The following is a 14,095-nucleotide window of genomic DNA, read 5'->3' on the forward strand; positions in this document are numbered from 1 at the left end:
CGTCCGGGACTCAGCGGCCGCGCTTGATGAAGCGGCCTACCGGGTCGCTCTGAACCTTGCCGTCGGCGTATACGTGGTTGCCGCGCACGAACGTGTCCGTCACGCGCGCGGTCATCTCGAAGCCCTCGAACGGCGTGTATTCCTGCGTCGACTCCGAGTCGGCCGCCCGCACGGTCCACTGCACGTCGGGATCCACCAGCGCGAAGTCCGCGTCGTAGCCCTCGGCGATGGTTCCCTTGCGCAGCAGGCCGTAGCGCCGCGCCGGGTTCCACGACGTCAGCTTCGCGATCCGCTGCAGCGACAGCCCGCGCTTGACACCCTCGCCGACCAGCCCCGGCAGCAGGTACTCCGCGCCGCCGAAACCGGACTTCGCCAGGAACACGTCGTCACGGTCGGCACCGAACTTCATCTCGTCCCGGCAGCACGCGTGATCGCTGACCACCCAGTCGACCTCGCCGGCCAGCACGTGCCGCCACAGCGCCTCGACGTCGTCGCGCTCGCGGATCGGCGGATTGACCTTCGCGCCGAGCCCGGAGGCGGTGTCCACATCGGCCAGCAGGTGCCCGATCGTCACCTCGCGCCGGAAGTCGATGTGCGGGAACGCCTTCGCCATCGTCAGCGCCGCCGAAAGCGCCTTCTCCGACGACAGGTGCAGCAGGTTGATGTTCGGCAGCCCGGTCTCGTGCGCGAGGTAGGACGCGATGGTGACCGCGAGGCCTTCCGAGTGCGGCGGCCGCGACGCGCTGTAGGCACGCAGCCCGGTCAGCGAACCGTCCTGCTCCACGAGTTTGGTGTAGGCGGTCATGATCTCCGCCGTCTCACAGTGCAGCGACAGCGACAGGTGCGGCGCGTAGCCGGACAGTTCCTCGCGGGCCCTCTGCACGCCGCGCATCACGAACTCGAAGTGCGCGATGTCGTAGCGCTCGTCCGGCGGGGTCATCAGGAAGTCGCTCTGGCTCGCCGAGCGGCCGTGCAGGCCGTGACTGCCGTAGAACATGAAGATCTTGAACGAGGTGACGCCGAATTCCTCGACCAGGTAGGGAATCTCGTCGATGTGCTGCGAGCTCATCGGTGCCAGGTGGAAGGCGTAGTCGACGTAGGCGTTGCCGTTCGAGGCCGACAGCACCTCGGGGAAGAACTCCCGGTACGGGCCGCCCTTGTTGAGGTAGTACTGCCCGGTGCGCATGTAGGTCAGCGACGTCGTCACCCCGCCCTGCGCGCTGGCCCGGCTCTCGGACCGGGTGTCGGTGGACAGCTCGTTGTAGATGCCCCAGTGCTGGTGCGCGTCCACGACGCCGGGGAACGCGAGCAGGCCGCGCCCGTCGATCACGCGCGCGGCGTCGTCGGCGGGCAGGTCCGGCGCCACCCGCGTGATCGTGCCGTCGCTGACGGCGATGTCCAGCGGTTCCGGTACCCCATCGGCGTCCTCCGGCCGGACGACCCGGACATTCTTGACGAGCAGTTCCGTCGTTGCCATGTGTTTCCCTCCGCGTGATCGTTCAGGCCTGCCGACGCGCGACGTCGTCCGCGGCCAGGTATGCCAGCCCGAAGGCTGGCAGGAGCCCGTTACCGGGCAGGTATCCGGCGGCGCCGTGACCGGAGATGCCGGCCGCGGCGCCACCCGCGGCGTACAGGCCGGGAATCGGCCGGTCCTCGGCGTCGACCACGGCGGCGTGCTCATCGACGAGCAGCCCGCCCTGGGTGTGGAACAGCGCGGGCACGACCCGCACCGCGGCGTAGCGGCCGGACAGCGGGCGTTCCCAGTTGGTGCGGCCGAAGGGGTCCTCGCGCTCGCCGCGCGCGATCGCCGCGGCGAGGGCGAGTTCGTCGGCCAGCGCGGGAAGCGCGGTCGCCGCAGCGATGCCGGCCGCGTCCTCGCCCCACACCAGCGCGCCCGAGGCGACGGTGTCGCGGAAGTCCTGAAACGCCTGGCACTGCTGGAAAATCGTCTCGTCCAGCACGATCCAGCCGGTCGCACCGGGCCGGGCGGCGAGTTCGGCGGCGTATTCGGAGTAGCCGCGCGTCTCGTCGCCGAAGCGGCGGCCATCCTCATCGACCAGGATCGCGCCGTGGATGATCGTCGCCCAGCCGACCATCGTGCCCGCGTTCGCGGCGATCGCGGCGTGCCCCTGGTAGGCGTCGAGGTATCCGGTGGCGGCACCGAGTTTCTCACCGATGCGCAGCGCGTCCCCGAGCGACTGGTCACTGCCCTGGTACAGCGCGTCGGCGATTTCCGGCAGGTGCCGGGCGACGAGATCGCGATCGGCGCCGTAGCCGTTGGTGGCCAGCAGCACCGAGCGCGCCGGGATCTCCTCCCGCGTGCCGTCCGGATAGCGCACGACGGCCGCGCACACACCGTCGCCGTCGGTGCGCACCTCGGCCAGTTTCGCCGGGACGAGCAGTTCGATGTTCTCGTGCCCGGTGACCCGCCGCGCGAGATGGTCGATCACGCCCGAGCCGTGCCGCCCCGGGATCGAATGGCAGCGCGGGACGGCGTGGCCGGGGTAGTTGAAGTCGGTGACCAACGACAACGGCAGCCCGGCCGAATCGGCGAGCCACTCCACCAGCGGCGCGCTCACGTGCGCGAGCATGCGGGCCAGCCGCGCGTCGGCCTGGCCGTGGGTCTTGGCCATGATGTCGGCGACGAACCGTTGCGGCGAGTCCTCGATCCCGGCCTCGGCCTGCCAGCGGGATCCGGCGCCGGGGAACATCGCGGTGGACATCGACGTGTTGTTGCCGCGCCGGAAATGCTCGCTGGCCTCCACGACCAGCACCGACAGCCCCAGCTCGGCGGCCCGCAGCGCACCCGCCAGTCCCCCACCGGCCCCGGCCACGATCAGATCGGGACCGTCCGTCATCGTATCTCCTCCACGGCCAGCAGTCGCAGCGCCAGCGCCGTCGGATCGACGATCCGCGCGGGCAGGTCGGCCGGCTCGACGTCGACGGCGGAGCAGCCATTGATCACGGCGGTCGCGCCGAGCGCGGCCAGCTCCCGCACCGCGGCGCCGAGCGCCCGGTTCCAGGTCCTGGTCTCCGCGATCGCGGCGAAGGGCAGATCAAGTATGCGGGTACCGGCGAAGTACTCCCCCAGCCCGTAGTCCGCGATGCGTTTCTCCAGCTCCGCGCCGATCGCCTCGTTGCGCACGACCGCGCCGAACCGCACACCCTTGCCCGCCAGGTGCATCGCCGACAGCTTCAGCAGCCCGTGCACCGGCTTCCGCGCCACCGCATCGGGCACCGCGGGATCGAGCACGCAGTCCGGGAACGCCAGGTCGAAACCCTCGGCGTCGGCCAGCGCCGCCGCGACCGCGCGCTCGGAGGCCCGCACGGCGTCACCGGTGTCCAGTGAGGCCGGGGCGGCGGCGCCGACGTCGGCCAGCTCGATCTCCAGGCCCGGCGGGGCGAGCCGGTCGTAGCGCTCCTGCCGCCGCCGGATCTCCTCCGGTGGCAGGTGGATGGGCGTCACCGCGAGGGCACGCATCAGTTCAGCTCCTTACTCGTCGTCTCCGGCCAGCTCGCGCAGCGCGTCGCCGGTGCGGGCCAGGCCGGGCAGCTCGCGGCTCACCGCGACGGCGCGGTCCACGAGCGCGGGCCGCCGGGGCAGCCACGTTTCCAGCAGGGCGATCAGGTCCTGCTCGGTCAGTGGGTGGTGGTCGGCGTCACCGACCGGGTTGGGCACCTCGTGGGTCAGCGTGGCGCCATCGGTGAACGTGACGCTCACCCGCGTGGCGCGCTCGTCGGGCAGCCTCGCGGTGAGATCGTCCGCCGGCACGAGCCGCACGCGCCGCGCCAGCGCCCGCACCGCCGGGTCGTCGAGCGCGCTCTCCGGGCCGATCTCACCGGTCAGCGCGGCGGTCGCGACGGCGAACGGGGTGGAGAACATGGCCGACAACCGGTTCGACCAGTCCACTTCGGACAACCCGGCGCCGAGCGCGTGGCTCTCCACGAGGATCTCCTCGATGTCGTCCGGTTTCGCGCGGTCGCGCAGGGCGAGCATCGCGTCGGCGGCGGGGTGGGTGAACGAGCACGACGCGTGCCGTTTGAAATAGCCGCGCGTGATGTCCCAGCGGGTACCGAGTTCCGCGGTCAGCTCCCCCGCGTCGAATTCACCGAGCAGCGTGCCCAGCGACAGTGCGGCGGTGCCGGTGTTGCGGGCCATCCCCGCCGCGGCCATCCGCGCGGCCACGAGCCCGGACATGGCCGAAGCGCCCATCCACGCGTTGCGCACCGGATTGCCGTCCGTGGCCGAGTCGAAATGCCCGGCGATCGCCATACCCGCGCCGGTGTCGATGGCCGCGGCCGTCGCGCCCGGATCGAGGTTCAGCAACCGAGCGCACCCCGCGGCCGCACCGGCGACGCCCCAGTTGCCGTGCGGATGCGCACCCGGCCGCAGCCTCGTCGCCCGGCCGAACCGCGACGCGACCTCGTAGGCCGCGAGCAGCGCCGCCGCGGTGTCGGGCCCCGTGCTGTCCAGCTCCGCGGCCAGGGCGAGCACGGCGGGAAACCCGTGTGCGGCCGGATGTCCTTTGGCGTACTTGTTGCCCTCGTCGAGTTCGAGCGAGACCAGGGCCATCCCGTTGAGCCAGCCCGCCGCGTCGGTCGCCACGCAGCGCCCGGCCCCGATCAGCGGTGCCGGGCCCTCGGGCGCACGCCACGCCCGGCACAGCGCCTTCTGTTCGGGCAGCGAGGCACCCGCCGCGGTGACCCCGAAAACGTCCAGCAGTACCAGGGAAAGCCGCTCGAGCACCGCATCGGGCGCGCTGTCCGCTTCGGACACCCACGCGCCCAGTGCGGCGGTTTCTTCAGCCGTCACAGTCCCAGATACGCCTTCCGCACGCGGCCGTCGTTCGCGAGTTCCCTGCCGGTGCCCTGCAGGACGGTCGCCCCGCTTTCCAGCACGTACGCCCGGTCCGCGATCGCGAGCGCCTGTTTGGCGTTCTGCTCGACCAGGAGCACGGCGACCCCGGTGTCACGGATGCTGCGCACCGCGTCCAGCATCGTCCACGTCAGCTTCGGCGACAGTCCCGTCGACGGCTCGTCCAGCATCAGCAGTTTCGGGCCCGCCATGAGCGCCCGCGCGATCGCGAGCATCTGCTGCTGTCCGCCGCTGAAGGTCTGCGCGATCTGCCGCCGCCGGTCGGCCAGCACCGGGAACAGCTCGTAGACCTCCGCCAGCGATTTCTCGGCCTGCTCGCTCGTGCGGGTCCACGCGCCCATGCGCAGGTTCTCCTCGACGGTGAGCGTGCCGAACAGCGCGCGGTCCTCCGGCACGTGCACCAGGCCCTCGCGCACGAGCTGATCGGGTCGGCTGCCCGTCGTCGGCGAGCCGTTGAACGTGATCGTGCCCGAGGACGGTTTGAGCTGACCGCAGATGCTGCGCAGGGTCGTGGTCTTGCCGGCGCCGTTCGCGCCGACCAGCGCGACGATCTCACCCTCCCCCAGTGTGAGGTCGACGTCGTGCAGGATCCGCATCCGCCCGTATCCGGCGCACACCTTCTCAAGCGTCAGCATGGGTGGGCTCCTCACCGAGATAGGCATCGATGACGCGGGCGTCGCTGGTGACCTCTTCCGGCGAGCCGAGCGCGAGCACCCGGCCCTGATCCAGCACGAGCACCCGGTCGGCCAGCCGCATCACCGCGGCCATGATGTGCTCGATGAACAGCACGGTCACGCCTTCCTGCTCACGCAGCAGGGCGAGCAGGTCCAGCACCGGTTCGCGTTCGGCCGGCACCAGGCCGGCCAGCACCTCGTCCAGCAGCAGCACCTTCGGGCGCATCGCCAGCGCCCTGGCCAGTTCGAGCCGTTTCAGCCCGGCGGTGGGCAGTTCGGTCGACACGCGATGCGCCCACGGGCCGAGACCGACCCGCTCCACCACGTCGAGCGCGTGCTCGCGCAGTTTCCGCCGGGAGAACCGGCGATGCTGCGCGGCGAGGCCGACGTTGTCCAGCACCGACATGCTCGCGAACGGGCGCATCAGCTGGAACGTGCGCACCATGCCGGCGCGGGCGATGCGGTCCGGGGTGTGCCCGGTGACATCGCGGCCCGCGAAGGCGACCTGGCCGGCGTCCGGTTTCAGCGCACCGGCCACGATGTTGAACAACGTGGTCTTGCCGGCTCCGTTGGGCCCGATGATGCCGAGGATCTCCCCTTCGGCCACTTCGAATTCCACATCGGACAGTGCGTGCAGGCCGCGGAACGATTTGCCGACCCCGGCAACCTTGACGATGCTCATCGACGCCACCTCGCCGCGACGGTTCCCACTATTCCCTTGGGCAGCAGCCGCACGATCAGGATCAGCAGCACCGCGTAGAGCACCACGTCCAGCCCGCTGCGGCCCTGCAGGAAGCCGAGGAAGCCCGGCGGGGTGCGCAGCAGCGTCGCCGTCACGTCGGTGAGCGAACCGACGATGATCGCGCCCACGACCGGGCCCCAGACGGTGCCGATACCGCCGATCACCACCGGCACGATGGCCTGGATCGACACGGCCGAGCCGAAGCCGAGTTCCGGGTTCACGAACAGGTAGTACTGCGTGTAGAAGGCGCCGGCCACGGCGGTGATCGCCGCGGACAACGCGACCGTGGCCAGCTTGTGCCGCATCACCGGGGTGCCGAGCGAGGCCGCGGCCAGCTCGTCGTCCCGGATCGCGGTGACGTAGCGGCCCGCCCGCGAGTGCAGGAACACGATGCTGATCGCGACCGCGGCGCCGGCCAGCACCAGCGCGACCCAGAAGTAGGCGGGGGAATCGGCCTCGAACTGGATCATCCACAGCGACGAATCCGGCAGCAACGGCACGCTGAAGCCGACGGCCTTGTTGGCGAACGAACTGCTCGTCACGATCAGCCGCAGCATCTCGGCGAAGGCGAACGTGGCGAGCGCGAAGTAGGCGCCCTGCAGTTTGTAGCGGAACGAGAAGTACCCGATGACCACGGCGACCGCGGCAGCCACCGCCATGCCGGCGAGCATCCCGATCCACGGCGAGACGTTGTGCTTCACCAGCAGGTACGCGCTGGTGTAGGCGCCGAGCCCGAAGTAGGCCGCGTGCCCGAAGCTGAACATGCCGCCGAATCCGCTCATGATGTTCCAGCCGACGGCCATCAGCAGGAAGATCAGGATGCGCACGGCGACCGCACCCTGCGCCGGGGGCAGGATCAACGGCAGCGGGATCGCGATCAGCACCAGCACTGCGAGGATCGCGAGCTGCCGGTTCTGCGGGCGCAGGGGCGGGGCCTTGACGGTCGTCCCCTTCGGACCCGCGATGATGATCGTGCTCATGCGCTCCTCCTGTGTCCTGCGGGACACCCGCACCCGGTCGGCCGCATGAGCGGGGCTTCGCGATTGTCGCTCATGCTTGCCTCCGTGAGAAGAGTCCTTGCGGTCGCAGGAAAAGCACCAGCACGAACACCACGAACACGCCGAGCAGCGAACTCTGCCCACCCAGATAGATCGTGGTGAGCTGCTCGACCAGCCCGATCAGCAGCCCGCCGATGAGCGCACCGACGACGTTACCCATGCCGCCGAGCACCACCACCACGAACGCGGTGATGTTGAACTGCTCGCCCAGCGTGGGCGTCACGGTGACCAGCGGGCCCGCGAGCGCGGCCGCCGCGCCGGCACACGCGGTGCCGATCGCGAACGTCAGCGTGTGGATACGGCTCACGTTGATGCCGACCAGTTCCGCGCCCGGCCCGTTCGCGGCGACCGCGCGGATCGCGGTGCCGAGCCGGGTGCGGCGCAGCAACCAGAACAGCAGACCGCCCAGCGCGATCGCGCCGAGGAAGGCGTAGAGCCGCGAACCGGCGACCACCGCGCCCAGCAGCGGGAACTGGAAATCGCCGGGCAGCGAGATGTTCTTGGGTTCGGCACCGAAGAACATCAGCAACCCGTTCTCCAGCAACAACGACAGACCCAGCGTGATCAGCAGCTGGTTCTCCAGCGAACCACCGCCGCGGCCGGAGAGCAGTCCACGATGGACGGCGGCGCCGATCAGGAACAGCGCCGGTACCGCGACGATCAACGTCAGGTACGGGTGCATCCCGGTCGCGGAGATCATGCCGAAGGAGATGAACATCGCGACGGCCAGCAATGCGCCGTGGGCGAAGTTCACGATGTCCAGCACGCCGAAGATCAGCGTGAGCCCCATCGCGATGAGGCCGTAGAGACCGCCGGTCAGGATGCCGGTGACCACCGACTGCCAGACCACCAGCCCGCTGCCCGACTGCAGCAGCGCGACCACGACCGCGAGGACGAGGACGAGGCCGGCGACACCGGCGCGTCCGAGGAAACCTTTGTCCGCCTTGGTTTTCGGTTCGGTTGGGACGGCGGTCGGTGCCGCCGGGGAGGTGTCGAGATCACTCATGGCCGCCATGCCACCTGATACTCGGGCCGGGATTCGGCTTTCTCTGCGGGGAAGACCTGCTTGACCTGCCCGTCCTGGATCTGCATCAAGACGGGGAAGGCGTTTTCGTTGTCGCCGTTGGCCGCGAAGGAGATCGGGCCGTTGCCCACGGTCAGGGGTGGGACCTCGGACGCGGCGATCGCGTCGCGTACCTTGCGCGGGTCGGTGCTGGCGGCCTTCTCGACCGCCTGCGCGATCACCTGGACCGCGTCGTAGGACAGCACCGCGCCGGTGCGCATCGGGTCGCCGTAGGTGCGCTGATAGCGCTCGCGCAGCGCGACGGTTTCCGGGTTGGTCGCGTCGTAGTGGTAGTTGGTGCTGAAGTAGTCGGCGCCGAGTTCTCCGGCGTCGGTCACGAACTTCGGCTGGTCGTAGGCGCCGTTGGAGACGCCCCAGACCGCGTTGAGGTCGGGTTTGACCGACGCGATCGCCTTGGCCGCGAGCAGGCTGTCGCGGTAGTACCCGGCGACGGCGAGCACGTCGGCACCGGACGCCTTGACCTGGGTGACCTGGGCGGTGAGATCGCTGACCGTGGTCGCGTCGTAGCTGATGTTGGGCCCCACCTCGATGCCCAGCTGCTTGGCCGCGGCGGTGAACGCCTCCGCCGCACCGCTGCCGAAGTCGCTTTGCTCGTGCAGGAACGCGACCTTGCGCACGGGCTTTCCGGCCTGCTCGGACACCTGCTTGAGGTACCGCGCGGCAGCGGTGGCGATCGCCTTGCTGCCCGGCTGGACGCGGAACGAGTACTTGTAGCCGTGGGAGAAGATCGTGTCGGAGGCGGTCACGTCCATCACGAACGGCACCCGGTTGCGTTCGGCCACCACGGAAACGTTCGTGCTCACCGCGCTCTGGTAGGTCCCGACGAGACCGACCGCGCCCGCCGAGATCAGCCGTTGCGCCTCGCTCTGCCCGATATCCGCCTTGCCCTGGCTGTCGCCGGTGATCAGCTCGACCTTGCGGCCGCCGAGCGATCTGATCCCGCCCGCGGCGTTGATCGCGTCGACCGCCATCTGCGCGCCCCGGCGCATCTGCTGTCCGTCCACGGCATTGGAACCGCTGACCGGATGCAGCGCGGCGATCTTCACCGGCCCCTGATCGCGTTCGGCCGCCGCGCCCGCGACACCCATGGGTGCCGAGCCGCCGCAGCCTGTCGCAAGCACTGTGCACGCGCCAAGCGCGGCGATGAGCTTTCGCGCGGACATGTCACCTCGTTCCGCTTAGAGAAACATCTGGAATGATGCGGGTTATCGTGACACCCGCGCCATTGTTTGGTCAATATCTGCGCGTAACTTGACGCATGGCTGCGATCAGTGCGAACTTGGTGACCAGCGAGAGTCGTCGCAAAGAAACCAGACGTTTACAGTTGTTCCCCTCGGCGAAACGGCTATCCGAGAGGCCGTTGCCGGGACGAGAAAGGCAGGTACGCCCCATGACGGGCGCATTGTCCGGAATCCGGGTACTCGACACGGCCACCCTGTTCGCGGGGCCGCTGGCCGCGACGATGCTCGGCGACTACGGCGCGGAGGTCGTCAAGATCGAGCATCCGAACGGCGATCCGGTGCGCAGCCACGGCGCACAGCGCGACGGCGTCGGCCTGTGGTGGAAGATGCTCGGCCGCGGCAAGAAGGCCATCACGCTCTATCTCGGCTCGCCGGAGGGCCAGGAGCTGTTCCGGAAGATGGTGGCCGACACCGACGTGGTGATCGAGAACTTCCGTCCCGGCACGCTGGAACGCTGGGGGCTGGGCTACGACGAGCTGCGCGAGATCAACCCCGGTCTCGTGCTCGCCCGGGTCACCGGTTTCGGGCAGCGCGGCCCGTACGCGAAGCGGCCGGGTTTCGGCACGCTGGCCGAGGCGATGAGCGGATTCGCGGCCATCACCGGCGAGCCGGACGGCCCGCCCACGCTGCCGCCGTTCGGTCTCGCCGACGGCATCGCGGCGCTGACCACCGCGTTCGCCGTGCTGACCGCGTTGCGGGCGCGTGAGTCGACCGGACGAGGGCAGGTCGTGGACCTGGCGATCATCGAGCCGATCCTGACCCTGCTCGGCCCGCAGATCATCGCCTACGACCAGCTCGGCACGCTGCAGGAACGCACCGGAAACCGGTCCACGAACAACGCGCCCCGCAACACCTACAAGACCCGCGACGGCAGCTGGGTCGCGATCTCCACCAGTGCCCAGTCCATCGCCGAACGCGTGCTGCGGCTGGTCGGCCGGCCCGAATTGATCGACGAGCCCTGGTTCGCCACCGGCGCCCAGCGCGCGCAGCACGCCGACGTGCTGGACGAGGCGGTCGGCTCGTGGATCGCCGAACGCGATCGTGACGAGGTGGTCAAGGCGTTCGAGGAGGCGCAGGCGGCGGTCGCGCCGGTCTACACCGCCGCCGACGTGATGAGCGATCCGCAGTTCGAGGCCCTGGGCACGATCGCGACCGTCCCCGACGACGAGCTGGGCTCGGTGAAGATGCAGAACGTGCTGTTCCGGCTGTCGGAGACGCCGGGCGCGATCAGCTCCGCCGGCGCGCCGCTGGGCGCGCACACCGAGGAGGTGCTGGGCCGCTACGGCGTCGGCGAGGCCGAACTGGCGCAGCTGCGCGAAAAAGGCGTCGTCAAATGACGGTGTACCGCAGCTGGCTGTACGTGCCCGGGGACCGGCCGGACCGGATCGGCAAGGCGCTGGCGAGCGGAGCCGACGCGGTGATCCTCGATCTGGAGGACGCGGTCGTGGCCGCGGCCAAGGATTCCGCGCGGCGGACCGTGCTGGACACGGTGAATTCCGGTTATGCCGCGTTCGTGCGGATGAACTCGCCGTCCTCCCCGGAGGGCGCCGCGGATCTGCGTACGCTGACCGCCTCCCCCGGGTCGCTCGCGGGGGTGCGGGTGCCCAAATGCGAGGACCCGGGCGAGTTACGCCGCGTCGCCGACACGCTGGGCGTGCCGGTGTACCCGGTTCTGGAATCGGCGCTGGGCGTGGAAAACGCGCTCGCGCTGGCGACCGCGCATCCGATGGTGGCCGGGATTTCCCTTGGGGAGGCCGATCTCGCGGCCGATCTGCGGGTGCGGGGCGGCGAAGCCCTGGCGTGGCCACGATCCCGGGTCGTGGTCGCGGCGCGGGCGGCCGGGCTGCCCAGTCCCGTGCAGAGCGTGTGGACCGCGGTCCGCGACCTCGACGGGCTGCGCGCGAGCACCGCGGCCGGGCGCGAGGCGGGGTTCTTCGGCCGTTCGGTCATCCATCCCGCGCAGATTCCCGTGGTGCACGAGGTGTGCGCACCCGATCCGGCCGAGACCGCCTGGGCACGCGAGCTGCTGGACCGGCTCGCATCCTCCGGCGAAGGCGCCTGGATCGACCACGATGGACAGTTTGTCGACGCCGCGATCGTCGCGCGCGCCCGCTGGGTGCTCGAGGTCGCGGAGCCGGATTCCCAGTACGTCAAGGAAGGGCAGTAATGACACAGGACGCGTTGCTGGCGGCGGTGGCCGGCGGGGTCCGGCTGATCGAACTCGGTCAGCCGTTCTTCACCGGAATGCCGTGTTCGCCGAACCACCCGGGGTTCCGGATGACGCTGATCCGGCGCCACGGCGACATGGAGCGTCCCGACGGAGGCTCGGCGGCCAACGAGATCATCGTGACCGGCGGGCACGTCGGCACGCACATCGACGCGCTGTCCCACGTCAGCCACTGCGGCAAACTGCACGGCGAGGTCGACGCCGCCGAGGCCCAGCAGGGCGGGGTGTTCAAGACCCACGGTGCCGAGAACCTGCCGGGCCTGCTGCGGCGCGCGGTGCTGCTCGACGTCGCCGCGGTGCACGGCGTGCCGACACTGGAGCCCGGTTACGGCGTGACGGCGGAGGATCTGGAGGCGGCCGCGAAGCTCGCCGGTGCCGAGCCCGGCCCCGGTGATGTCGCGCTGATCCGCACCGGCTGGGCCCGCAACTTCGCCGAGCCCACCACCTACATGGGCAAGGAGTCCGGGGTGCCGGGCGCGAACGTCGAGGCGGCGCAGTGGCTGGCCGCACGCGGGATCGTCGCGACGGGCGCGGACACCACGGCCTACGAGCAGATCCCCGCCGGCGCGGGGCACGCGGTGCTGCCGGTGCACCGGGTCCTGCTGGTGGAGTCGGGCATCTTCATCATGGAGCACCTGAACCTCGAGGAGATCGCGGAGCAGGGCACAGGCGAGTTCACCTTCATGCTGGCCCCGCTGCGCATCGTCGGCGGCACCGGTTCCCCGATCCGTCCACTGGCGGCGGTGGCGGCATGAGCGGGACGATCGTGCAAAGGCTGGCCGGGTTCGCGGCCTCGGTGCGGGCCAAAGGCCTGCCTGCCGACCTGCGGGACGACGCCGCACGGCGCGTGCTGGACGTGCTCGGCAACAGTCTCGCCGCGACCTCGGAACGCCCGGCCGCCGCCGTGGGCGCGTTGGTGCGCGAGTGGGGCGGCTCCGGCCGGGCCACCGCGATCGGTACCGGCGACCGGCTGCCGGAGCCGAGCGCGGCGCTGGTCAACGGGACACTGGCGCATTCGCTGGATTTCGACGACACGCACCTGCCCTCGGTGCTGCACCCGTCGGCCTCGGTGGTGCCCGCGGCATTGGCCGTCGCCGAGGCCCGTGGCGCCTCGGGTGCCGCGCTGCTCGACGCGATCGGCGTCGGCGTCGAGATCACCGTGCGGCTCGGCATGGCAGGCTACGACGAGGAACTCGGCAACTCGGTGTTCTTCGAGCGCGGCCTGCACGCGACGGCGATCTGCGGCGCCCTGGGCGCGGCGGTGGCCTGCGCCATGCTGTCCGATGTGGACGAAGAAGGTATCGCCGACACCCTGGGCATCGCGTCCAGCATGGGTTCCGGCCTGCTGGAAGCCAACCGCACCGGCGGCACGGTGAAACGGGTGCACTGCGGCTGGGCCGCACACGCGGCGGTGACGGCGGCGGGGATGGCACGCCACGGCATCACGGGTCCGCCGACCGTGCTGGAGGGCCGCTTCGGGCTGCTGCAGGCCTTCTGCGGAGAACAGACCGATGTGGACGCGATCGTGAACGGCCTCGGCGAGCGGTGGGAACTGCCGGGGATCTTCTTCAAACCCTATCCGTGCAACCACTTCACTCATGCCGGGATCGACGCGGCCCGGCGGCTGCGCGAGCAGGTGGACGTGTCGGACATCGAGTCGCTGGAGCTGGGCGCGCCGACCGCGGTGCTGCGCACGATCGGTGAACCGCGCGAGGACAAGATCCACCCGCGATCGGGCTACCACGCGGCGTTCTCCGGCCCCTACACGGTCGCCGCGGGCCTGCTGGGCGGCGGCGGGCTCGGCGTCTTCCACGACGATTTCACCGACGAGGCCGCCGCGTCCCCGCAGCGGCTGGCGCTGGCCGCGAAGGTCCACTGTGTACCGGACGACCGGTGCGACGAGATCTTCCCGCACCAGTTCCCCGCCGTGCTCCGCGCGCGACTGTCCGACGGCCGCACGCTGGAGGAACGCGTGGACGCCAACCGGGGCGGCGCGGAAAACCCGTTGTCCGCCGCGGAACTGGCGCTGAAGTTCCGGCTCAACGCCACCCGCGTGGTGACGGAGGACGTGGCGGAGAGGATCACCGAGCTGACCTACGGTCTGGCCGGGCTCACCGATCTCGGCGAACTCACCGGCCTGCTGCACGGATGACGCCAGGGCTGGGCGAGCCGCCGGCTCCGCCCAGCCTTCGT

At 70.5% G+C, this 14,095-nt stretch carries 13 protein-coding genes; 4 read left to right on the plus strand and 9 right to left on the minus strand.

The genetic code is table 11. The annotated features are described in order from the left end of the window. Positions 1–10: 10 nt before the first annotated feature. The 9 genes from HFP15_RS16430 to HFP15_RS16470 form a co-directional block, all read right to left on the minus strand. Entirely contained in the window at positions 11–1,477 is a 1,467-nt protein-coding gene (locus HFP15_RS16430; protein WP_168516385.1) for a dihydroorotase, read from the minus strand. A gap of 22 nt (positions 1,478–1,499) precedes the next feature. Next, the gene (locus tag HFP15_RS16435; protein ID WP_168516387.1) at positions 1,500–2,858 is read right to left on the minus strand and encodes an FAD-dependent oxidoreductase; all 1,359 of its coding nucleotides are present in this window, start codon (positions 2,856–2,858) and stop codon (positions 1,500–1,502) included. Beyond that, the gene (locus tag HFP15_RS16440) at positions 2,855–3,481 is read right to left on the minus strand and encodes an aspartate/glutamate racemase family protein (protein ID WP_168516389.1); all 627 of its coding nucleotides are present in this window, start codon (positions 3,479–3,481) and stop codon (positions 2,855–2,857) included. Before HFP15_RS16440 ends, HFP15_RS16435 begins: the two co-directional genes overlap by 4 nt. Positions 3,482–3,493: 12 nt before the next feature. Continuing rightward, positions 3,494–4,813, minus strand: coding sequence for an MmgE/PrpD family protein (locus HFP15_RS16445; protein ID WP_312871617.1), 1,320 nt, complete (start codon positions 4,811–4,813; stop codon positions 3,494–3,496). Then, on the minus strand, positions 4,810–5,511 hold the full coding sequence (locus tag HFP15_RS16450; RefSeq protein WP_168516391.1) for an ABC transporter ATP-binding protein: 702 nt from the start codon (positions 5,509–5,511) through the stop codon (positions 4,810–4,812). Before HFP15_RS16450 ends, HFP15_RS16445 begins: the two co-directional genes overlap by 4 nt. Next, positions 5,498–6,232: an ABC transporter ATP-binding protein gene (locus HFP15_RS16455; RefSeq protein ID WP_210717339.1), complete on the minus strand. Its 735-nt coding sequence runs from the start codon at positions 6,230–6,232 to the stop codon at positions 5,498–5,500. Before HFP15_RS16455 ends, HFP15_RS16450 begins: the two co-directional genes overlap by 14 nt. Next, positions 6,229–7,272 carry a branched-chain amino acid ABC transporter permease gene (locus HFP15_RS16460; RefSeq protein ID WP_168516395.1) on the minus strand — a complete coding sequence of 348 codons (1,044 nt, stop codon included), beginning with the start codon at positions 7,270–7,272 and terminating at the stop codon, positions 6,229–6,231. Before HFP15_RS16460 ends, HFP15_RS16455 begins: the two co-directional genes overlap by 4 nt. A 70-nt stretch (positions 7,273–7,342) precedes the next feature. Further along, positions 7,343–8,356: a branched-chain amino acid ABC transporter permease gene (locus HFP15_RS16465; RefSeq protein ID WP_246271742.1), complete on the minus strand. Its 1,014-nt coding sequence runs from the start codon at positions 8,354–8,356 to the stop codon at positions 7,343–7,345. Then, positions 8,353–9,597, minus strand: coding sequence for an ABC transporter substrate-binding protein (locus tag HFP15_RS16470; RefSeq protein WP_168516399.1), 1,245 nt, complete (start codon positions 9,595–9,597; stop codon positions 8,353–8,355). The genes HFP15_RS16465 and HFP15_RS16470 overlap by 4 nt, the downstream gene beginning before the upstream one ends. A 227-nt stretch (positions 9,598–9,824) precedes the next feature. Here HFP15_RS16470 and HFP15_RS16475 point away from each other — a divergent pair, with 227 nt between their 5' ends. Genes HFP15_RS16475 through HFP15_RS16490 form a run of 4 tightly spaced genes read left to right on the plus strand, consistent with a single transcriptional unit; the run spans position 9,825 to position 14,054 of the window. Next, a complete protein-coding gene (locus HFP15_RS16475) occupies positions 9,825–11,012 on the plus strand; it encodes a CaiB/BaiF CoA transferase family protein (RefSeq protein ID WP_168516401.1) in 1,188 nt (395 codons plus the stop codon). Next, positions 11,009–11,842, plus strand: coding sequence for an HpcH/HpaI aldolase/citrate lyase family protein (locus HFP15_RS16480; RefSeq protein WP_168516403.1), 834 nt, complete (start codon positions 11,009–11,011; stop codon positions 11,840–11,842). The genes HFP15_RS16475 and HFP15_RS16480 overlap by 4 nt, the downstream gene beginning before the upstream one ends. Next, positions 11,842–12,657: a cyclase family protein gene (locus HFP15_RS16485; RefSeq protein ID WP_168516405.1), complete on the plus strand. Its 816-nt coding sequence runs from the start codon at positions 11,842–11,844 to the stop codon at positions 12,655–12,657. Before HFP15_RS16480 ends, HFP15_RS16485 begins: the two co-directional genes overlap by 1 nt. Continuing rightward, the gene (locus HFP15_RS16490) at positions 12,654–14,054 is read left to right on the plus strand and encodes an MmgE/PrpD family protein (protein ID WP_210717340.1); all 1,401 of its coding nucleotides are present in this window, start codon (positions 12,654–12,656) and stop codon (positions 14,052–14,054) included. Before HFP15_RS16485 ends, HFP15_RS16490 begins: the two co-directional genes overlap by 4 nt. The last annotated feature ends 41 nt before the right edge of the window (positions 14,055–14,095 follow it).

The sequence above is a fragment of the Amycolatopsis acididurans genome, from assembly GCF_012328925.1.
Classification (GTDB): domain Bacteria; phylum Actinomycetota; class Actinomycetes; order Mycobacteriales; family Pseudonocardiaceae; genus Amycolatopsis_E; species Amycolatopsis_E acididurans.

Excerpts from the sequence above, each read along its gene's own strand:
- HFP15_RS16440 (WP_168516389.1), bottom strand. The coding sequence starts at position 3,481 with ATGCGTGCCCTCGCGGTGACGCCCATCCACCTGCCACCGGAGGAGATC.
- HFP15_RS16470 (WP_168516399.1), bottom strand. The coding sequence starts at position 9,597 with ATGTCCGCGCGAAAGCTCATCGCCGCGCTTGGCGCGTGCACAGTGCTT.
- HFP15_RS16455 (WP_210717339.1), bottom strand. The coding sequence starts at position 6,232 with ATGAGCATCGTCAAGGTTGCCGGGGTCGGCAAATCGTTCCGCGGCCTG.
- HFP15_RS16485 (WP_168516405.1), top strand. The coding sequence starts at position 11,842 with ATGACACAGGACGCGTTGCTGGCGGCGGTGGCCGGCGGGGTCCGGCTG.
- HFP15_RS16450 (WP_168516391.1), bottom strand. The coding sequence starts at position 5,511 with ATGCTGACGCTTGAGAAGGTGTGCGCCGGATACGGGCGGATGCGGATC.
- HFP15_RS16435 (WP_168516387.1), bottom strand. The coding sequence starts at position 2,858 with ATGACGGACGGTCCCGATCTGATCGTGGCCGGGGCCGGTGGGGGACTG.
- HFP15_RS16465 (WP_246271742.1), bottom strand. The coding sequence starts at position 8,356 with ATGAGTGATCTCGACACCTCCCCGGCGGCACCGACCGCCGTCCCAACC.
- HFP15_RS16460 (WP_168516395.1), bottom strand. The coding sequence starts at position 7,272 with ATGAGCACGATCATCATCGCGGGTCCGAAGGGGACGACCGTCAAGGCC.
- HFP15_RS16480 (WP_168516403.1), top strand. The coding sequence starts at position 11,009 with ATGACGGTGTACCGCAGCTGGCTGTACGTGCCCGGGGACCGGCCGGAC.
- HFP15_RS16430 (WP_168516385.1), bottom strand. The coding sequence starts at position 1,477 with ATGGCAACGACGGAACTGCTCGTCAAGAATGTCCGGGTCGTCCGGCCG.
- HFP15_RS16490 (WP_210717340.1), top strand. The coding sequence starts at position 12,654 with ATGAGCGGGACGATCGTGCAAAGGCTGGCCGGGTTCGCGGCCTCGGTG.
- HFP15_RS16475 (WP_168516401.1), top strand. The coding sequence starts at position 9,825 with ATGACGGGCGCATTGTCCGGAATCCGGGTACTCGACACGGCCACCCTG.